The following is a 17,919-nucleotide window of genomic DNA, read 5'->3' on the forward strand; positions in this document are numbered from 1 at the left end:
GATCTCCGAGGTGTGCGTTCTTCATGGTGTTCCCCTGTCGTGGTGATCGGTTCGAGTCAACGCTCCTTTTCCCGAGTTAGCGTGGCCCTGGTTACGGGTGCACTGACAGGGACCCTCTCCCCGCTCGGAATCGGCGTACTTTCGATGAGATGGACACCGCCGCCGCGATCACCGAGTTCCTCACCACGAGGCGCGCGAAACTGACCCCGGCACACGTCGGCCTTCCGGATTTCGGTGGGCGTCGGCGGGTGCCCGGGCTGCGCCGGGAAGAAGTCGCACTCATGGCGGGGATGAGCGCGGAGTACTACAAGCGCCTCGAGCGGGGGAACGCGACGGGCGTGTCCGAAGCGGTGATCGATGGGGTCAGCCGAGCGCTGCAGCTCGACGAGGCGGAGCATGCGCACCTCAACGACTTGATCCGTTCGGCCAACGCCGGCGCTCGACCGCCGCAGCGGCGCAACGTGTCTCGCAAGTCGCAGGTCACCGAGGGTTTGCAGCAGACGATCGATGCGATGTCGACGGTGCCCGTCTACGTTCAGAACGGGCGCCTCGACGCTGTCGCCACCAACCGACTCGGTCGTGCGCTGTTCTCGGAGATGCTCGACGGCGCCCAGCAACCCGCGAATGCTGCCCGTTTCATGTTCCTCGAGTCGCGCGCGCAAACGTTCTACCGGGAGTGGGAGGCGCAGACCCGCCAGATCGTCGCGGTCCTCCGCGCCGAGGCGGGCCGCTCGCCTTACGACCGGCAGCTCAGTGATCTCGTCGGGGAGCTCTCCACCCGGAGCGACCTGTTCCGGAAACTCTGGGGTGCCCACGACGTGCGAGAGCATCACACCGGACTCAAATCCGTTCACCACCCCGTGGTCGGCGACCTCGACCTGACATTCCAGGCCATGGATCTGGCATCCGACCGTGGCCTGCAGATGATCGTCTTCTCTGCCGAACCCGGATCGATCACTCACGAGCGGATGCAACTCTTGGCCAACTGGGCCGAAACGCGCACGCCCCTCCCACACTGATCTCTAGGGCATTCGAACTCAGTCGTGATGCCGCGAGGGGGTCGTCGGCTTTCCGGTTCTCTTCGCTGAAGCAGGGGACAGCCGTTCGGACGCCGCCGTCGGCGAGCGACGTGGTCTGGTCGACGGTGCGGCATCGTTCGTCGCTTGCCAGCTGGCGAGCAGCCGGAACCGCTCCTCGCTCTCCGAACCGGTCTGCGGGACGTAGACGAGGAACGTGAGTCCCGGATGCTGGACGAACTGCATGTCCTCGTAGCTCAGTTCCAGTGCTCCGACGATGGGGTGGGTGAACTGCTTCTTCCCGGCGCCGTGCTGTCGCACGTCGTGGGCACCCCATCTGACGCGGAACTCGTCGCTGCGGGTGGAGAGTTCACCGACGAGATCCTGCAGGTCGCGGTCGTAGGGGTCGCGGCCGGCCTCGGTGCGGAGGATGCCGACCGTGATGTCTGCCGCCTTCTCCCAGTTCGGGTGGAAGTCGCGGGCGCGAGGGTCGAGGAAGGTGTACCGGGCGAGGTTCCCGTCGCCCGGTGACTCGAAGACCTCTGTCTGCAGGGCGCGTCCGAGGGCGTTGACGGCGAGGATGTCCATCCGGCCGTTGCGCACCATCGCGGCGCCGCCCGTGATCGCGTCGAGCATCAGTTCGATGCCGGAGCGGACGGATGCCGGGGTGCTTCGCGTGCGGCGCGATCTCGGCGGCGTCTGTCCAGCCGCTCGGGCCAGATCGAACAGGTGCTCGCGTTCGGCGTCGTCGAGCTGCAGGGCCTGCGCGATCGCGTGCAGGACGGATTCGGACGCGCCGGAGATCTGCCCGCGTTCGATCTTGGAGTAGTACTCGATGCTCACGCCGGCGAGCGTGGCGACCTCGTTGCGGCGCAGGCCCGGCACCCGCCGGTTGCTGCCGCCGGAGATCCCCACGTCGTCTGGGGTGAGTTTCGCGCGACGAGAGGTGAGGAACTCCCGCACCTCTGCCCTGTTGTCCATGAGTTCGACGTTACGCGCGGGCCCGCGCGCCGTGGGATGCCCTGTCAGTACACGTCACACCAGAGACTTCCTCCTCCGCGCGGGAGGCGGTTCAGTGGTGACGTCTGAGAAGGAGGACACCATGACCGAAGAGCAGAACGGATGGACCGGAGGGCAGCGCGCCTTCGGAGACTTCGCACCGGGCCTCGTCCACTACACCGACAAGGTGCTGTTCGACGAGGTGTGGGAGCGCGGCGACCTCTCCAAACGCGACCGAAGTCTCATCACCGTCGCCGCCCTGACCGCCATGGGCAAGACCGATCAGCTGCGGTTCCACCTCGACTATGCCCGCACGAACGGGGTCACCACCGACGAGCTGAAGGAGGCCATCCTCCATCTCGCGTTCTACACGGGCTGGCCCAATGGCATGGCCGCGATGACCGTGCTGAAAGACATCACCGACGAGAAGGATGACTGAAATGACCTTCGACAGCCTGTTTCCGCGCGGCGACGAGAACGACGCCTTCGCGCAGTACTTCATCGGGCAGAGCTACCTCGCCCCGCTCGCGAGTCTCGGAATGAGCATCGCGAACGTCACTTTCGAGCCGGGATGCCGCAACAACTGGCACCGCCACAACGCCACCGCCGGTGGGGGGCAGATCCTTCTCGCCACCGCCGGCAGCGGTTGGTATCAGGCGGAGGGCGAGGAGCCCGTCAGCCTCACCCCCGGCACGGTCATCGAGATTCCCGCGGGCACGAAGCACTGGCACGGCGCCAAGGCCGACTCGTGGTTCAGTCACGTCGCCATCGCCGTGCCGGGGGAGAACACCTCGAACGAGCGGCTCGAGCCCGTCGCCGACGAGCACTACGACGCGCTCGGCCTGGAGCGGGGCGGGGAATGGGCAGGCTGAGGGCGAGATCGTCTGAAAGCAGCACCCCGCTCGCGGCGGAGGTGTCCACGCGCGGGGGCGGGGCGGGCGCCCCGACACCCCGCGCGGGCGCCGCTCATCCCGTCAGGGGCGGATGAGCACCTTCAACGCTTCGCGCGCGTCCATCAGCCGGTAGGCCTCGGCGATGTCGTCGAGCGAAAGTTCCCGGTCGAAGACCTTTCCGGGATCGATCGTGCCGTCGACGACCTGGGGGATGGCGGCCTCGAGGTAGGCGCGCACGGTGGCGGGGCCGCCGGTGAGGGTGGCGTTCTTGCCGAAGAGGGAGGCGAAGCCGACGGCGGCATCCTCGTACTGGGGAACGCCCACGCGCGAGATGACGCCGCCCGGGCGGACGATGCCGTACGCCTGCTCGTACGCGGGCATGTGTCCGACCGCTTCCAGGACGACGTGCGCGCCCTCGCCGCCGGTGAGCTCGAGGACCTTCGCGATTCCCTCGTCGCCGCGCTCGGCGACGACGTGGGTGGCGCCGAACTCCCGGCCGAGATCCGTGCGGGCGGTGTGACGGCCCATCAGGATGATCGTCTCGGCGCCGAGCTGACGTGCGGCCAAGACGGCGGAGAGCCCGACGGCTCCGTCGCCGATCACGGCGACAGTCTTGCCCGCCTCGACGCCGCCGCGCACGGCGGCGTGGTAGCCGGTCAGGTACACGTCGGAGAGGGTGAGGAGCGAGGGCATGAGCGCCTCGTCGGTCCCGGCGGGGATCGCGACGGCGGTGCCATCGGCGTACGGCACCCGAAGCATCTCGGCCTGCGTGGCCGAGGGGGCGCCGTCGAAGAACCCACCGTGCACGCACGAGGTGGTGATTCCGTCGCGGCAGAACGCGCAGGTGCCGTCCGACCAGGCGAACGGGACGATGACGGTGTCGCCGACGGCGAGGGAGGTGACGTCGGCGCCGATCTGCTCGATGACGCCGATGGCCTCGTGGCCCATGCGGCGACCCTCGGGGGTGTCGCCGAGATCGTGGTACGGGTGCAGGTCCGACCCGCAGACGCAGGCGTAGGTGACGCGGATGACCGCGTCGGTGGGTTCCTCGATGGTCGGTTCGGGCACGTCGACGACGCGGACGTCACCGGCGGCGTACATGAGGGTTGCGCGCATGATGTTCTCCTTCATGGGTGGTGCAGGGGGGCGGGTGGGTCGGACGTCGTGCGTCGATGAAAGACGCTGTCAGTCGACGATCTCGACGGTCACGGGGCCGCCCTCGAGGAGCGAGAGTTGCTCCTCGGTCGCGACGTACGTGCCGATGTGCAGGGTGGCATCCGAAAAGCCGATGCCGTCGGCGTCGTAGTAGAAGCCGAGGTTCCCCCACGAGGTGAAGTAGATGAGGTCTCCGTCCTCGGGGTCGGAGCCGGGCGAGCCGTCGTGGACGAGCTCGCGGGGGAGGTAGGAGATCTTCTCGCGGCCGGCGAACTCCTCGAACCTCAGCTCCGTCGGGAGGAGGGAGAGGAAGTCGCGCACGCCGGGACTGTCCTCCCCGACGGTGACGTCGACGCTCGTGCGGTCGGACGTGAACCGCACCACCGTGCCCACGATCTGCCCAGGTTCATCGGTGGGCGTCGGTGCCGGTGCCGACGATGACTCGACGCCGGCGGCCGTCGGTGTGGCGGAGGCCGCGGGCGGAACCGACGATGCGGCGGTGGGGGAGCAGGCGGTGAGCGCCGCGGTCATGAGCGCGCCGACGGTGACGGCGAGCAGCGCACGACGTCGGTGTTCCCGTGCTTTGCCGGTGAACGCGGTCATCGGCTGCGATCCTTCGCGGTCCCGGCGTGCTCGTCGTCGGTGAGGGGGCCGGCTGACGCACGCGGCTGGGGTCGGCGGGCGAGCAGGAGGAAGGCGGCGCCGGCAAGCAGCACCGCGACGGTGGTCACCACGCCGAGGGGGAGGATGCTGAGCGCCCCCGCCACCCCGACCAGGGGCGCGGCGATCCCCCCGAACCCGAACCGCACCATGCCGAGCAGCGATGAGGCGGTGCCGGCCATCTGCGGGTAGTCGACGAGCGCGAGGGTGGTCGCGGGTGGCGACGAGATCGCGACCCCACCGGCGAGCAGGAACAGCGACACGATCACCACCCACAGCGGCATCCGGGTGAGTCCCGACGACAGCAATCCGAGCGCGCCGATGCCGGCGACCAGGATGCCGACGGTCAGGGTGCCGGTGACGCTCCACCGTTCCGCGGCCCGGCCGGCGAGGTAGCCGAGGGTCATGAATCCCGCGGAGTTGAGACCGAACGCGAGCGCATACGCGAGGGGGGACAGCCCGTAGATGTCCTGCAGCACGAACGTGGACCCGGCGAGGTAGGCGAACAGGGCGCCGTAGAGGAACCCCTGGTTCAGGATCGCGCCGACGAACACCCGGTCGGAGAGCAGCGTGCGGAAGTCGCGCAGGGTGTGCGTGAGGCCGCCCGTCGCGCGGCTCTCGGCGGGCAGGGTCTCGGGGAACATCCGCAGGGCGATCAAGAGGATGCCCGCGCCGATGAGAGCCAGGAAGACGAACAGTCCCCGCCAGTCGGCGACCGTGTTCAGCACCCCGCCGAGGAGCGGTCCGATGATCGCGGCGAGCCCGCCCACCACGGTGAGGCGGCCGTAGAAACGCACCAGTGCGCCACCCGTGTAGATGTCGCGACCGGCTGCCTGCGCGATGACGATCCCGACCCCGCCGGCCAGCCCCTGCACGAATCGCGCGGTGATCAGCAGCTCGACCGTGGGGCTGATTGCGCACAGCGCCGAGGTGACGATGTACGCGACGATGCCGAGGAGCAGGATGCCGCGTCGCCCGAACCGGTCCGACAGGGGGCCTGCGACCAGCTGCCCGAGGGCGAGGCCGATCAGGCAGGCCGTCACGGTGAGCTGTGCCACCGAGGTGGCCGCGCCGAGTTCCGCCGCCAAGGCGGGGAGGGCGGGGAGGTAGAGGTCCATCGAGATCGGACCGAACACCGTCAGCAGCAGGAGCAGAGTGGGCAGGAGGCGGCTGAACTCCGTCCGCGAGGGTGAGATCTGTGCGGTCATGTCATCCACGGTGCGCGCTCAGCGCGCGGCCGGGGAGTCTCTGATGAGAGGTGTACCGCCAGGGAACCCCTGTCGCGCGGGGAGCGTGCCCACCCGGAGGGGTCCCCTCCGAGGGCATCCCTCCCGCGAGCACGGCGACCTACCCTGGGGCACATGGACAATCGATCAGAGGTGCGGGAGTTCCTCATGACCCGTCGCGCCCGGGTGTCGCCGGATGCCGCGGGCATCCCCGCCGGGCCGAACCGCCGGGTCGAGGGGCTGCGGCGCAGCGAGGTCGCCGCGCTCGCCGGGGTCAGCGTCGAGTACTACTCGAAGCTGGAACGCGGGTCGATCTCCGGGGCCTCGGCGGCCGTGCTCGATGCGGTCTCGCGCGCCCTGCAGCTCTCCGATGCCGAGCACTCCCACCTGCTCGACCTCGCGCGCAACGCCGACGGGATCCCGTCGTCGGGCCGCAACCGCCGCCGCGGCAGCAAACCCGCCTCACCCCGGAACAGCCTGGAGTGGGCACTGGCATCCATCACCGATTCGGTGGCGGTGGTGCGGGATCAGCGGCAGAACATCGTCGCGTTCAACACCCTGGGCAAGGCGTTCTACTCGCCCCTGATCGGCGACGCGGGGCGCGTGCCGAACTTCGCGCGCTTCCAGTTCCTCGACCCGGCCGCGCACGACTTCTATCCCGACTGGGACCTGTTCGCCGACATGTGCGTCGCCGTCATCCGCGCCGAGGCCGGCCGCGATCCGCATGACAAGGGCATCCAAGACCTCGTCGGGGAGCTCTCGACGAGGAGCGAGGTGTTCCGCACGCTCTGGGCGGCACACAACGTGCGCACCCACGGATCCGGTCAGAAGCGCTTCGACCACCCCGTCGTCGGCGAGGTGACCCTCGTCTACGAGGAGCTCGCGATCACGGCCGAGCCGGGGCAGGTGTTGCTGATCTACTCCGCCGAGCCCGGCTCGCCGTCTGCTGAGCGCCTGCGGCTGCTCGCGTCGTGGGCGACGGACTCCGCCGCGGCTGCGCAGCCAACGTCCTGACGGGGATGCCGGAGGCGTCATCGTCGTCAGGACGTTGGCTGACGGTGTGCGTCGGCGTCCGCGCCCTGTCGGCGCTTCGGTGGCCGCGCTAGCCTGACGCCACCACAGCTCCGCGTCGAGGGAGACCGCCGTGACCCAACCGCTTCGCTACGGCATCAACGTCACCCTCGACGGGTGCGTGCACCATGAGGCGGGCCTGCCTCCGGATGCCGAGTCGATGGCGTTCTGGACCGACGAACTGCGCCGCTCCGACTCGCTGCTCTACGGCCGCGTGACGTACGAGCTGATGCAGTCCACCTGGCGTCGACCCGAGTCGGGGGAGTGGCCCGACTGGATGGATGCCAGCGAGGTCGCCTTCTCGGAGGTGATGGACCCGATGCCGAAACACGTTGTATCGACGGAACTGGATGCCGTGGACTGGAACGCCTCGCTCGTGTGGGGTGACCTTGCCGCTGCCGTCGGGGAGTTGAAGGCGCAGCCGGGGCGGGGCATCTCGGTGGGCGGGGTGCGGTTGCCGGCGGCGCTCGCGGAGCTCGGGCTGATCGACGAGTTCACGTTCGTCGTGCACCCGGTGGTCGCGGGGCGGGGGCCGCGGTTGTTGGAGGGGGTGCGGGAGCAGTTCGGGCTGGAGTTGGTGGAGCGGCGGGAGTTCGGGTCGGGGGTTGTGGTGCAGCGGTATCGACAGGCTCTCTAACGCTCGCAGGCCGAACCGCCGCCACTGCCTAAGACGCGTTCGACCCGGGTACTGGGTTTCAGTTCACCCCCGCTGCTCGACTTCGCAGTCGCCTCGCGCGAGCGACTCGCCCGCTTATCCTGGCCCCGTGCAGAAGGCATGGCTCGTCTACCGGGGTGATGAAGAGACCGAGATTCTGGGCGTCTTCGACGACCAAGGAGAGGCCACCCGGTACGCGCAGACTCTCGCGGAGACGGCGTACGAGGGTGAGCGGATCTGGATCGGCGGCTACGGCATCCCTTACCGCATCACCGACGACGTGCCTCGATGATCGAGATGGGCCGGTCTCACCGACCGGCCCATCTGCTCGGCGCCTCAGTCAGAGGGCACATCGAGAATTGCGCGACCCCTCCATCTGGACAGAGAGGCCGCGTCGGGGCGACCGCAGGGCAAATCTCGGGCGGGTCACGCCTGACGGTGCTGCGGAGTCGCTGCTCGCCGACATCGCCGCCCGCAACGGTGAGGGTCACGCCTGCACCGACCTAGATTCAGCCCCGGTGCTCGTTGATACGCCTGCCCGCCGCGTGGACGGGTGTCGCCACCCTCAAGCCCAGCAACGGCCGCATCCCGCTCGACAACCCGTACTTCGGCCGCTCGGCGGGCCCGCTGGCCCGCACGGTCGCCGACGTGGCGCTCGGCATGCACATCGCCGACTGGGAGCACCCCGGCTCCGACATGACCGGCCGCCGCGCCCTTGAGGCTTACGAGACATTCGGCGACCTCCAGAAGCGCACGGTCGCGGCAACGTCGGGGTATGACGCGGTGCTGGCCCCGGTCGCCCCGGTGGCGGCCTTCCCCGCGGAGTGGCCGATGCCGTGGGGCTTCGACGCGGGTCTCGCGATGCCCCACATCGCGTTCACGCTGCCGTACAACATGTCAGGGCAGCCGGCGTCGTCGGTGAACTGCGGGTTCACCGCGAATGGGCGGCCGATCGGGTTGCAGATCTCGGGGCGGCGGTTCGCGGATTTGGAGACGTTGCGGTTGACGGCTTGGTATGAGGGGTCGCGGTCGGTGGATGTGGTGCCGGTGTTTCCGAGCTGAGGTTCGGGTGCGGATGGATGCCGCGGGCTCGCGTGACGGCGCGGGGTCGCGGCATTCGTCGTGCGGTTCGGGTGCGGCCGGGCCTGAGGTTGCCCCCGTTTGTTCGTGGGCGCGGTGTCGGGCGTTGTTAGCCACACGGTTCGGCACGGGGTGGGGCCTCTAAGGTGGGCGCGTTGCTTCGTCGATGCGGCGGCAAATGGATGCCGCGGGCTCTTGACGTGCGCGCTGCTTGAGATCTGCGGCTCAACGGATCCACAACTCCGCGTCTCGCTGGGGTTTGCTGCTCAGGCCACCCAGAAACCCAACGTGCAGAGCAGTCGCGTCTCGTCGTCGGCGTCCGCGGGCGGTTCGATGGCCGGCGGGAACGCACCCCACTGCCGCCACTCGTCAGCGTGCGGGGTGACGTGCTCGTTCGTGCCTGCGATGAGCTCGGGGGAGAGGTGGAACGGGATGCCGAAGTGTTTCGCGATCGAGTACGCCTGGAACGCCCGGTACGTCGCGAGGTGCGCGAACCCCTCTTCGGCCGGATCGTCGCCGTAGGTGAAGCGGAACGTCTCCGCATAGTCGCCCGCCCCCACGGCGGCCGTCGCGGTGTCGTTTAGCGCGTCGTACGAGGCAATCGGATCGTCGCCCAACAGGTCGGCGTCGGCGTACGGGTCGCCGTCGGCGGCCGCGCGTCCGGCAATCACGTCGGGGATCCACGCTTCGTCACAGGCGTGCCGCCCGAGGATGTCAAGCAGCGTCGCCGACTCGCGCTGACTCCATTCCTTCGGGACGGAGGCGGAGAAGTCGGCGGGGGTCGATCTGGTCGACGACCTCGCGCAGCCCGGCGTCGGAATGGAGGAAGAGCTCGGCTGGGGTCATGGCGGGGACGATACTCCGGGGGTCAGACACTGGCCAGGCCCGGAACGCACGCCTTGTCAGCCAAACGCAACTGCCCGCGCGGCTTGCGGAACGCCTAAATAGCCGAGCTGGCTAGTCAAAGCCCGGACAACTGCTTTTCCGAGTTCGAGCGGAACGGCATTACCTAGCTGGCGCTGCACGTCGGCGCGGGTCCCGTTGATCTGGAAGTTGTCCGGGAAGGACATGAGCCGAAGCATCTCGTTCACGCGCAGTCGTCGCGCCCGTTCCAAGCCTGACGCGGTTTGCACGTTTTCCCAGTGGAACGGTCCGACCCATGGGCCGGGCTGCGCCTGAAGCGTCGATGAAGGTCGGTTGGGGTCGAGACGCAGGAGAAAGGTCCAGTACCGGCTGCGCCACTCGAAAAAGTCTCGGCCGCCGTAACGGTCGGTGTGCCAGAGGTAGTTCTGCCCGGGGGGTACCTCCGCGGCCAGTTGTCCATAGCTGCCGTCGACGATCTCGTCGTGCGTAACCGGCACGAGCCTAGGAAGTCCTTGAAATGCGCGAGCTGCAGTCACGTGAGGCAGCTTGCTCGGGTCGACGGTCCGCGAATGTTCGCTCCACCCGGAGTGTGTTGGCTCTGGGAACTCAAACTTCTCACCATCACGCCGGCCGACGACGAAGACGCGGCGACGGAGCTGCGGCACTCCATAGTCCGCAGCGAGCAACACCTTCCACTGCGGGTTGTACCCCAGCTCCCCTAGACCGCTGAGCAGACGCGCGAACTGAGCACGATGCGTCTTGTAGGTCAGGCCCTGGACGTTCTCGAGGACGAAGGCTTCTGGGCGAGACTCGCGCACGACGCGGACGTACTCGTCCAACAGCGAAGCGTTGGGGTCGCGGCTCTCACGTTTTTGCTCTAGCCAGAACCCCGACTTGCTGAAGGGAGTGCACGGGGGTCCGCCCACAACTAGAACGGGCTCACCCGGGCGCAGGCCGGCGGTCTCGAGAATCTGATCGGTGGGCACGTTGCGAATGTCGCCCGTCAGGGTGGGTGTCGCACCGAAATTTGCCGTTAGAGTCCGGAGCGCAGGCTCGTTGTAGTCCGTCGCAACCGCGACGCGGAGCAGTCCTGTCCCGGGGTCGTCTTTCGCTAGGGGCTCAGCGTCGCTGCGCTCCACAGCGAGGTCGAGACCTCCCGCGCCGGAGAACAAACTCACGACGGGAAGCTGTTCGGCCATCTGCTACCTCAATCCACCTGGACACGTGACACCCGACGGGCCGCGTATCAACCAAGTATCGTCGAGTGGAGTCTGTCGCTAAGGTCCGACATTCGATCACTCGGGGTCCAGCGCCCCGCACTGTGCTGGACAGGAGGCAAGGAAGTTCGTTGGCAGAACCTCTGGTGGAGAACCTGGCGGGGCGCATCTACGCACGCGTGTATAGATCCAGTGGGCGCCGGGATCTACACGAGTTCGTTCGCGCGGCTATCGTCCGAAGCCGCGGTCGCGTGATCTGGGAGAGCAGCCACACCCGGTCTCCGTTCTACTTCGCAGTCCGCACGGATCGAGGCGAGAACCTCGGGTTGCTCATCTATCCCGTCAGGCTCACGAGAGTCGTGACAAACGGGCGACCCGTCGACGAGCACCACGCTCAGGTCAAGTTCGGGGCAGACCGGACCTGGAAGACCGAGGTGCACCCGGTCGCGTTCGACGTCGCCGGAGTCGACACCACGCTGTTCCTCGGAATCAATGCTGAGGAGGAGAAGTTCGTAGGCCTGGATCCAACGCTTTGGAACCCCATGCCGCTCGGGGTCTCCTTCTACGCCTATGAACGCGACTTCATATCGATGGGGGAGTCGGGATGGCATGCGTACGAAGTGGACACGCGGGGTGGGGCTCGCAATGGGGCGCGCACGCCCGAGGGATTCGAGTCTCGCGTTGCATTCACCTCAGAGCGCTTCCTTGACTTCGCACGCTTCGAGCGGCGCGCCACCGATCTTAGACTCGACGCCGCGTTGCGCGTGAAGCTGGCGGAGCGATTTCGTAGCACTTCATTCGCCGACGAAACTGTGGGAAGTACGCATCCACTCGAGAGACAATTCGGGCTGTCAGCACCGCGCATCCTTGATCTAATCGCCGAACGGAGGATGCTTGCGACGGCGGTGAAGGGAGGCGTGGCCGAGGCTCACTTGCAGACGCTGTTTGAGGCCGATCCTGCGGTCGTCTCAGTGAAGCGAAGAACAGATGATCGTAGTGCTGACTTCGACGTGACGATGGCGTCAGGGGTCACCTACGTTGTGGAGTGTAAGAACGTCAGCCCCACCCGGCTTGCTGACGGAACGGTCCAGGTTGAAACGCAGCGTACGCGAAACAGCAGGGATGACCCGACCGGCCGGTTGTATAGTTTCGACACTTTCGATGTCGTTGCGGCCTGTTTATTCTCCGTTACGGGCGAGTGGGAGTTCCGGTTCGCGTTGAGTTCGTCGCTAACCGCGCACGCCAAGTACCCCGGATTTCTCGCCACGAAGCAGGATGTGGACATCAGATGGGTCGTCACCGTCCAGGCGCTTGAAGCAATGAGTCGGCCAATCGCGTGATGGGGCGACTTGTCGTGCTGACTGAGCGCCTTGGTCGGCAGGAGTCGCGCCGGGGCCCTCTGACCCGCTACCGGACGACGGCACCTACAGGCGTAGGTCCATAACCCGGAGACGACGAGCGTCTGCGCTTCGCCCGCGGTCACCGCACCACCGACGATGACAGACACTCGGACGATCAAAACGATCTCCGCGCGATCTGCCGCCCCTTTACTCCCAGTCGTCTGCATGCGACGCAAATACGCGGGCGTGAGCAGTGACCTGACACGGAGCGAGCGGGTGTGGTCGTGAATATGAGGCGACGGACTTCTGAACGTGTCGAGCCGTCGCCCGCCGTCAGGTGCGACATAGGATCCCGCTTATGGCTCCCCGTCCTCGTTGGTGGCACACCCTACAGTCGTCGAAGGCAGAGGCTCTGCTGGCAGTCGATCTCTATAACCGGTCGGGCAACGAGCGACAGTTGGAAGCGTTCATTGTCCACATGAACCTTGGGTGGACCAAACTTCTCCAGGCTCGGACTGAAGAATCAGGCGGCGACCTGATTGTCAGAGATGAGCGTGGGTGGCGAAAGAGGCACCCCGAAGGTGGCTACTTGTACAAGCCATTGCGCGAGCTTCTCGCTGAGCAATTCGTCGACACCGACCCTCGCCGGAACAACATAGTCTTCTTCCTCGGGCTGCGTAACCACATCGAGCACCGTCACGAGGCGAAGGTGGCTGCGCTCGTCGCGGGTCGAACGCAGGCTCTCCTCATCAACTACGAACAAACCCTGGTCGAGTGGTTCGGGCACGACGAAGCCCTCGGTTCGGAGCTGCGGTTCCCGCTATTCGTCTCAGCGATAACTCAGGACGCGGTCGAGGCCGTCAAGCGCGTTCGAGCCCAAGTTCCCAGGGCAATTCTTGATTGGCTCCAGGATTTTGACGCGTCGCTCGAACCAGGACTGAGTGCGGATCAGCGTTTCGACTTCCGCATCTACCTAATTCCTTATACCGGACCGAAGAGCGAAGCCGACGCTTCCATGTCATTCATCCGCGAGGACGATCTCACGGATGCGCAGCGCGCCGCTATCGAGCAAGTGCGGACGATCATCCGGGAGAAGCGTGTCCCCGTCGAGGACCTGAACCGGTTCAAGGTTGGCGAAGTTGTCGAGCAGGTTGCCGCCCGTCTCGAAGTTCCCTTCAACAGCTACATGCACACTCAGGCGTGGAAGTACTTTGCCGCTCGACCCCCGACAGGCGCCCCGGACCCCGCTGCGACCAAGCCCCAGTTCTGCGTCTACAACTCGACTTTCGAGCAGTACACGTACACGCCCGCCTGGGTTGAGTACCTCGTGAGACACCTGACCGATCCTGCTGAGTACTCGCTTGTGCGCGCCTGGCGTCCCCCGGTGACTTCGAGCCCCTCGGCGGACGCGCCGGTCTCGACGCCCGCCCAGACCCCGGGCTAGCGAGATACGTTCGAAAGAAACCCCGTATCCTCTTCTGTGCGGTGCGCGCTTCAGAGCGCGCCAAATGGTCCCGCTGCGAGCGATGTCCTCAAGAGCAGCCCTGTATTCGATGGTGCGCATTCTCGTGCATCCCCACCGCCGAGGCCATTTGTCGCCTGCCGCCTTCATCGCAGTCGACCGGGTTGATCTGCAACATATCGCGCATTCCGGGGTGGTTCAGCCGTGGCCGGGGCGTCCCTCTAGACAGTCGTGGCGCCCTACCTCTTCACCGCAGGTCGCTGCTCAGAATTGGAGGTTCCAGACCCTACCTGCACTCCAGATTACGATGAGCCATTGACCCCCGCACCCGACAATGGAAAGCCCTCCGAGTTGACGCCCCTACGGATCTACAGCCCAAGGTGCTTCGCGACAGTAAATATGTGGTGCGAAACCTGCTGACGCTTATTTCCGGAAAGATTGGTGTAGCTTCCCGAAACGCGCTGCGTTTCGTAGCTAGCAAGTCCTGGGGAGAGCTCATATCGCGAAGGTGTCACCACCCGTTGCCGGTGAATGTCCCTCAAAACTTCCTCAAACTTGGTCGCTTGCGGATCAGTCTGCCCATCAGTGGTTGAAATGAAGTGTTGAATCCAGAGATCGGAACCGAGCGCATACGTTAGATGAACTGCGACGGCTCCTACCGGTCCGCCTCCGTCCTTGTACGTCCCGGGAAGCATTGTGAAATCGGAGAAACCGCGGCGACCTGCTGCACTCCATGACGTGTGATTATTTCCCAGCCACTCCTCGCCCAAATAATCCTTGTTTCGGGCCTCGCTGCGGAAGTTGTCGCTCACGTCGACTGTTCGGGCGGGTCCTAGCGTGGCGAGATACTTTGCAGAGTTTGCAGATGCCAGAAAGAAGACTGTGTAGTCCGAACCAGAGAGAGCCTTGGCAAGATCCCCGGGGGTTAGCTTGCTTGTAGTCAGAACGATGCCAATTTTGCGCCCTGGGTATGCTGCCACGAAGTTCGAAATGTCTTTCAGGGTTGTAACTACCGTCTCTTTGAGTGTCGGGTATACCACCGTCGGATCGGTCAGTGTAGCTGCGAAGTCGCTCTGCCAAGCCGCTTCGGCCGCTGAATTTGAGAGCTTGCCTTGGTGCGGGTTCACGACTACGTACGCGGCCATCGCGTTTGACTTCAGCTTGGTCAGGGTAGATATAAGTTTTGCAGCTGGCTCGACCGGCTCGATGAGCGGAACGATGCGCTGAGGAGAGCCGAGATTGGACGAGACATCAGAAACGGCGTTCAGTTCGGCCTGACGACTGTACAAGTACGGGAAGTACATGAGGGCTCCGTTGGTTGGCTGCCCTCATGTTGACGCTCGCCGACCCTCCGCGTCAAATCGCGGACAGCACCGCCCCCACAGGCAGCAAAAGTCGTTGCTGAAGGCGTGCAGTGCCAATCGCCGAAAGTTCACTCCCATACGCCAGTGCCCGGAGACTCGGCGGGAAGACGCTATTGGTGATCAGCGTTCGCGCGCTGAGGCCGCGCCCCCTGAGTTCCGCGACGGTTGCAGCATGCGCCTGCTCAAGAGGGAGGGTAGTAAAGATCTCGTACATCTCTGCACGCGCACGGCCAGAGGCTACTCGCGATGCATGTCCCGTCAACCTAAAGATTAGCGACTTCGCTTCACCCGTTCGCAAGAGTCGGAAGAGGTCAGAATGGGCAATATTTGCCAGATTTGATACGGCCGGGCGCAGGACGGAGAGGGAGCCGCGTCGACGGAGTGCTATGACGCCAACATTTCCGGGAACGGCGCGGTCGGCAGGCTCCACCCGTCGTTCCGAAACGACTACATAGACATACTCGGCGTGACGGCTGTAGTCCGCAAGTTGCGCCGGCAATCGGGCAAAGGAATCCAGATCGGTCTTTACCTCGTAAACAGTCGATGTTCCGTTGAGAATTAGCACATCGGCAACCGATGAACCCATCGGCTGCTCGATCAGGGCTGAGGCTGTGGATGGCGAGTGCTTACCGACGATGATCTTTGAAATGATCTCGTTCTTGAACGCGTATTCATTTGGATAGGTGGAGAGTAGGCGAGCGTGTGCTACCTCAAAAGCATCAGCGAGCACAGTCGACGCTTGCACGTCGGGCCCGAGCAGTCGAGCCACCCGCCCAGCCGCGCTGCCGATTTGAGCTTTCGCTAGTGCTTTGAATACCGCAGGGGAGAATGCACCGGCCAGGGAGCGCAGATCGGAAGGGCACACGGGGAGAGTGTAGGTCACTCGATGGCAAGAACGACCTAGTAGCGCCCGGACGGCGGCCGAGCGCGGGGGCCGCACCGCAGGGGCCTGCTCGGCATCCGACCGAAGCTGACCACGCACCGCGTCCATCGGCTCTGCCGTCTCGCTGGAATCACCGCCAGCCACCACCAGAAGGGTGCGAAGCTGGGTTGAATCGGGTCTGCCCCGCAGGGGCACATGGTGGGGACCTGCGCAAAAATCGCGGCGGGCGAGCGGGTCACTGCCGTCGGTCTAGCTGCCGCCGCAGATCCAGTGTGCGCTCGCGGGCTCGATCGATAAGAGTCGCGGCGAACTGTCGTTCTTCCCCACTGAGGGAGGCCTCGTCGACGGCAAGGCTCAGCGCATCGGGCAACCCATCGACGTACGTCCGTGCGCGCGAATACACCCACTCCGCGGTGGCTCCTTGCCCCAGGATGCCGTGGAAGACACTTGCCTCGCGCACGATATGCCGAGGCTCGATCTCGAAGGTGCGATAGTGGCCGTCGAATGACATCGCGAGCTTTGCTCTGCGATTGTTGATCTCGGGGTACGCCAGTGCCGAGCCGAGGTCGTAGAGAGGCGAAAGGCGAGGCCATCCTGTTCGAGCCGCCGGCCAAAGCAACGCGTAGTTCTTCGCATGAGCGTCGGTTCCCAGCGCAACCCAGTTGAAGATCGTGGCGTCGAAGAACCCTAGGGCGTGCGTGGGGCCGGCGGGACCGAATCTGTCGATGATGAGCTGTGAGATCGCGGCGATGCCTGGGCCGCCCTCGTTCTGATACTTCGCAGTCGGGGGCGTGCCCGTCGCCTGCGCAAAGTCCTCCTGGTGCCCGCGGGCGATTGACGTTCCCTCAGCTTGCTCGGTGCGGCGATGCCGGTCGAAGCGCTCGATCACAATCGCGCTCTCGTCGTCGAAGTTCACCAGTCGGCTGCGTGCGACATCCATGTTCAGGTGATGCGCAGCGCGCATCGTCAGGTGCTCATTCAGATCGCCCCAGCGGAGCCCTGCCACGCCGGGCTTGACGATGTGCGTCGACGCGGCGCTCCCGGTCGCGAATCCCCAGGCGTCGGGGCCACGGACGAGAGTGAACTTGGACTGTGCTCCGGCGAGCGAGAAGTAGCCTCCGTCGTACCCTGTCGCCACCCACGCGGAAGGGTCGGCTCGCAGTTCGCGCAGATGCGAAGCGATGATCGCGTCATCGACCCACTCGATCTCGCCCGGTCCGTCGAGGACCGGCTCGTCCCACTGAGCCGAGTCGATGAGCTGCACGGCGCCCGCCGCATCCCGTCCGACGTTGGCAAGCAACCCCATCGGGTTTCGCGGAGAGACGCCGAACGTTCGCCCCCACCGTGCTAGCACGTCGTCGTTGTCGGGCAGAAGGTTCCAGAGGAAGTTGCCGGGCGCGGTGCCCTCGTGTCGGCGTCGGCTCTTCGGCAACGACAGTGACAGTTCGAGGCGGCCGGCGTCACGCTGCCAGGCGGGATCGAATTCCAGCGAGACGTCGCCACCGTCGCGCTGGGTGAACCAGCCGACGCGGCGCCCGTCCAGATACGCGGTGAGCCTCACGGTTGCGCCCTCGGCTCGTCCCATGGGTCGACGACATCCATGAACATCGGATCCGAGTCGGTCTCGTCTTCCGCCGTGTCGACCTCGGCATACAGATCGAGTGCATTGAGCACCGCCATCAGGCTGTCCACGCTCGCGCTTCCGGCGTGACCGGACTCGAACCGGACCACCCACTGGCGGGCGCGGCCGATCCGCCGCGCCAGATCCGCCTGGGTGAGTCCCAGGTCAGAGCGGCGGTCGCGGACGATGTTCGCCCAATCCTGCGAGACGTTCACGAGCACCGGTAGCCCTCCCTTGCTCATGCCATGTACGAGATTTCAGTCAGACCCCGTTGTGTACGAGAATTCTGACATGCCGCGAGGTGTACGTCAACGCGTACACGCACAAATTCGGACGTACCGTGGAACGACAATTCGGCCCGGCCCGCCGCACCTCGCGACCTCTGCTCTCCGTTCATGCACATCGATCACGCA

General features: G+C 65.8%; 20 protein-coding genes. 9 read left to right on the top strand and 11 right to left on the bottom strand.

Translation table 11 applies throughout. The annotated features are described in order from the left end of the window. Positions 1–149: 149 nt before the first annotated feature. Positions 150–1,019 (top strand): helix-turn-helix transcriptional regulator, encoded by an 870-nt coding sequence (locus tag BJP65_RS09205; protein WP_070408934.1) that lies wholly within the window; start codon positions 150–152, stop codon positions 1,017–1,019. An 18-nt stretch (positions 1,020–1,037) separates the two neighbouring features. On the opposite strand, the gene BJP65_RS09210 is transcribed toward BJP65_RS09205, so the two are convergent. After that, entirely contained in the window at positions 1,038–1,997 is a 960-nt protein-coding gene (locus BJP65_RS09210) for a helix-turn-helix transcriptional regulator (RefSeq protein WP_070408935.1), read from the bottom strand. 121 nt (positions 1,998–2,118) lie between these two features. Between BJP65_RS09210 and BJP65_RS09215 the strand changes: the two genes are divergently transcribed. Together BJP65_RS09215 and BJP65_RS09220 are read left to right on the top strand one after the other, a co-directional pair. Beyond that, complete coding sequence (locus BJP65_RS09215; RefSeq protein ID WP_070408936.1) at positions 2,119–2,454, top strand: carboxymuconolactone decarboxylase family protein; 336 nt, start codon at positions 2,119–2,121, stop codon at positions 2,452–2,454. A gap of 1 nt (position 2,455) precedes the next feature. Next, positions 2,456–2,887: a cupin domain-containing protein gene (locus tag BJP65_RS09220; RefSeq protein ID WP_258027450.1), complete on the top strand. Its 432-nt coding sequence runs from the start codon at positions 2,456–2,458 to the stop codon at positions 2,885–2,887. Positions 2,888–2,989: 102 nt separating this feature from the next. Here the strand turns inward: BJP65_RS09220 and BJP65_RS09225 are convergent, their stop codons facing one another. The 3 genes from BJP65_RS09225 to BJP65_RS09235 form a co-directional block, all read right to left on the bottom strand. Further along, positions 2,990–4,024 (bottom strand): zinc-binding dehydrogenase, encoded by a 1,035-nt coding sequence (locus BJP65_RS09225; protein WP_083285959.1) that lies wholly within the window; start codon positions 4,022–4,024, stop codon positions 2,990–2,992. 69 nt (positions 4,025–4,093) lie between these two features. Continuing rightward, positions 4,094–4,666 carry a cyclophilin-like fold protein gene (locus BJP65_RS09230; protein WP_258027451.1) on the bottom strand — a complete coding sequence of 191 codons (573 nt, stop codon included), beginning with the start codon at positions 4,664–4,666 and terminating at the stop codon, positions 4,094–4,096. Beyond that, a complete protein-coding gene (locus BJP65_RS09235; RefSeq protein ID WP_070408938.1) occupies positions 4,663–5,931 on the bottom strand; it encodes a multidrug effflux MFS transporter in 1,269 nt (422 codons plus the stop codon). Before BJP65_RS09235 ends, BJP65_RS09230 begins: the two co-directional genes overlap by 4 nt. 153 nt (positions 5,932–6,084) lie before the next feature. On the opposite strand from BJP65_RS09235, the gene BJP65_RS09240 reads away from it, so the two are divergent. From BJP65_RS09240 to BJP65_RS09255, 4 genes are all read left to right on the top strand, one after another. Next, positions 6,085–6,963: a helix-turn-helix domain-containing protein gene (locus BJP65_RS09240; RefSeq protein ID WP_070408939.1), complete on the top strand. Its 879-nt coding sequence runs from the start codon at positions 6,085–6,087 to the stop codon at positions 6,961–6,963. 130 nt (positions 6,964–7,093) lie between these two features. Next, positions 7,094–7,657, top strand: a complete 564-nt coding sequence (locus BJP65_RS09245) for a dihydrofolate reductase family protein (protein WP_070408940.1) — start codon at positions 7,094–7,096, stop codon at positions 7,655–7,657. 127 nt (positions 7,658–7,784) lie between these two features. Further along, a complete protein-coding gene (locus BJP65_RS09250) occupies positions 7,785–7,967 on the top strand; it encodes a hypothetical protein (RefSeq protein ID WP_070408941.1) in 183 nt (60 codons plus the stop codon). 233 nt (positions 7,968–8,200) lie between these two features. After that, positions 8,201–8,737, top strand: a complete 537-nt coding sequence (locus tag BJP65_RS09255; RefSeq protein ID WP_070408942.1) for an amidase family protein — start codon at positions 8,201–8,203, stop codon at positions 8,735–8,737. 284 nt (positions 8,738–9,021) lie between these two features. On the opposite strand, the gene BJP65_RS09260 is transcribed toward BJP65_RS09255, so the two are convergent. The 3 genes from BJP65_RS09260 to BJP65_RS09265 are packed head-to-tail and all read right to left on the bottom strand — an operon-like array spanning position 9,022 to position 10,818. Continuing rightward, positions 9,022–9,426, bottom strand: a complete 405-nt coding sequence (locus tag BJP65_RS09260) for a hypothetical protein (protein WP_258027452.1) — start codon at positions 9,424–9,426, stop codon at positions 9,022–9,024. Between the two features lie 43 nt (positions 9,427–9,469). Next, positions 9,470–9,601 (bottom strand): hypothetical protein, encoded by a 132-nt coding sequence (locus tag BJP65_RS17000; protein WP_258027453.1) that lies wholly within the window; start codon positions 9,599–9,601, stop codon positions 9,470–9,472. 56 nt (positions 9,602–9,657) lie between these two features. Then, positions 9,658–10,818 carry a DNA cytosine methyltransferase gene (locus BJP65_RS09265; RefSeq protein WP_070408943.1) on the bottom strand — a complete coding sequence of 387 codons (1,161 nt, stop codon included), beginning with the start codon at positions 10,816–10,818 and terminating at the stop codon, positions 9,658–9,660. A 149-nt stretch (positions 10,819–10,967) separates the two neighbouring features. Between BJP65_RS09265 and BJP65_RS09270 the strand changes: the two genes are divergently transcribed. Together BJP65_RS09270 and BJP65_RS09275 are read left to right on the top strand one after the other, a co-directional pair. Next, complete coding sequence (locus tag BJP65_RS09270; RefSeq protein WP_156784858.1) at positions 10,968–12,176, top strand: hypothetical protein; 1,209 nt, start codon at positions 10,968–10,970, stop codon at positions 12,174–12,176. Positions 12,177–12,534: 358 nt separating this feature from the next. After that, complete coding sequence (locus BJP65_RS09275; RefSeq protein WP_083285791.1) at positions 12,535–13,620, top strand: DUF3644 domain-containing protein; 1,086 nt, start codon at positions 12,535–12,537, stop codon at positions 13,618–13,620. A gap of 386 nt (positions 13,621–14,006) precedes the next feature. On the opposite strand, the gene BJP65_RS16565 is transcribed toward BJP65_RS09275, so the two are convergent. The 4 genes from BJP65_RS16565 to BJP65_RS09285 form a co-directional block, all read right to left on the bottom strand. Then, positions 14,007–14,942 carry a sce7725 family protein gene (locus BJP65_RS16565; protein ID WP_156784859.1) on the bottom strand — a complete coding sequence of 312 codons (936 nt, stop codon included), beginning with the start codon at positions 14,940–14,942 and terminating at the stop codon, positions 14,007–14,009. A gap of 52 nt (positions 14,943–14,994) precedes the next feature. Beyond that, on the bottom strand, positions 14,995–15,867 hold the full coding sequence (locus tag BJP65_RS16570) for a sce7726 family protein (RefSeq protein WP_181015912.1): 873 nt from the start codon (positions 15,865–15,867) through the stop codon (positions 14,995–14,997). Positions 15,868–16,120: 253 nt separating this feature from the next. Next, positions 16,121–17,446 (bottom strand): type II toxin-antitoxin system HipA family toxin, encoded by a 1,326-nt coding sequence (locus BJP65_RS09280; protein WP_181015913.1) that lies wholly within the window; start codon positions 17,444–17,446, stop codon positions 16,121–16,123. Then, a complete protein-coding gene (locus BJP65_RS09285; protein ID WP_083285792.1) occupies positions 17,443–17,748 on the bottom strand; it encodes a helix-turn-helix domain-containing protein in 306 nt (101 codons plus the stop codon). The genes BJP65_RS09280 and BJP65_RS09285 overlap by 4 nt, the downstream gene beginning before the upstream one ends. Positions 17,749–17,919 lie beyond the last annotated feature (171 nt).

The organism is Microbacterium sp. BH-3-3-3, assembly GCF_001792815.1.
Taxonomy (GTDB): domain Bacteria; phylum Actinomycetota; class Actinomycetes; order Actinomycetales; family Microbacteriaceae; genus Microbacterium.

Bases quoted from the DNA above. Each gene is read 5' to 3' on its own strand.
- BJP65_RS17000 (WP_258027453.1), bottom strand. From the start codon at position 9,601: ATGACCCCAGCCGAGCTCTTCCTCCATTCCGACGCCGGGCTGCGCGAG.
- BJP65_RS09220 (WP_258027450.1), top strand. From the start codon at position 2,456: ATGACCTTCGACAGCCTGTTTCCGCGCGGCGACGAGAACGACGCCTTC.
- BJP65_RS16565 (WP_156784859.1), bottom strand. From the start codon at position 14,942: ATGTACTTCCCGTACTTGTACAGTCGTCAGGCCGAACTGAACGCCGTT.
- BJP65_RS09240 (WP_070408939.1), top strand. From the start codon at position 6,085: ATGGACAATCGATCAGAGGTGCGGGAGTTCCTCATGACCCGTCGCGCC.
- BJP65_RS09215 (WP_070408936.1), top strand. From the start codon at position 2,119: ATGACCGAAGAGCAGAACGGATGGACCGGAGGGCAGCGCGCCTTCGGA.
- BJP65_RS09225 (WP_083285959.1), bottom strand. From the start codon at position 4,024: ATGCGCGCAACCCTCATGTACGCCGCCGGTGACGTCCGCGTCGTCGAC.
- BJP65_RS09265 (WP_070408943.1), bottom strand. From the start codon at position 10,818: ATGGCCGAACAGCTTCCCGTCGTGAGTTTGTTCTCCGGCGCGGGAGGT.
- BJP65_RS09230 (WP_258027451.1), bottom strand. From the start codon at position 4,666: ATGACCGCGTTCACCGGCAAAGCACGGGAACACCGACGTCGTGCGCTG.
- BJP65_RS09275 (WP_083285791.1), top strand. From the start codon at position 12,535: ATGGCTCCCCGTCCTCGTTGGTGGCACACCCTACAGTCGTCGAAGGCA.
- BJP65_RS09210 (WP_070408935.1), bottom strand. From the start codon at position 1,997: ATGGACAACAGGGCAGAGGTGCGGGAGTTCCTCACCTCTCGTCGCGCG.
- BJP65_RS09285 (WP_083285792.1), bottom strand. From the start codon at position 17,748: ATGAGCAAGGGAGGGCTACCGGTGCTCGTGAACGTCTCGCAGGATTGG.
- BJP65_RS09205 (WP_070408934.1), top strand. From the start codon at position 150: ATGGACACCGCCGCCGCGATCACCGAGTTCCTCACCACGAGGCGCGCG.
- BJP65_RS09235 (WP_070408938.1), bottom strand. From the start codon at position 5,931: ATGACCGCACAGATCTCACCCTCGCGGACGGAGTTCAGCCGCCTCCTG.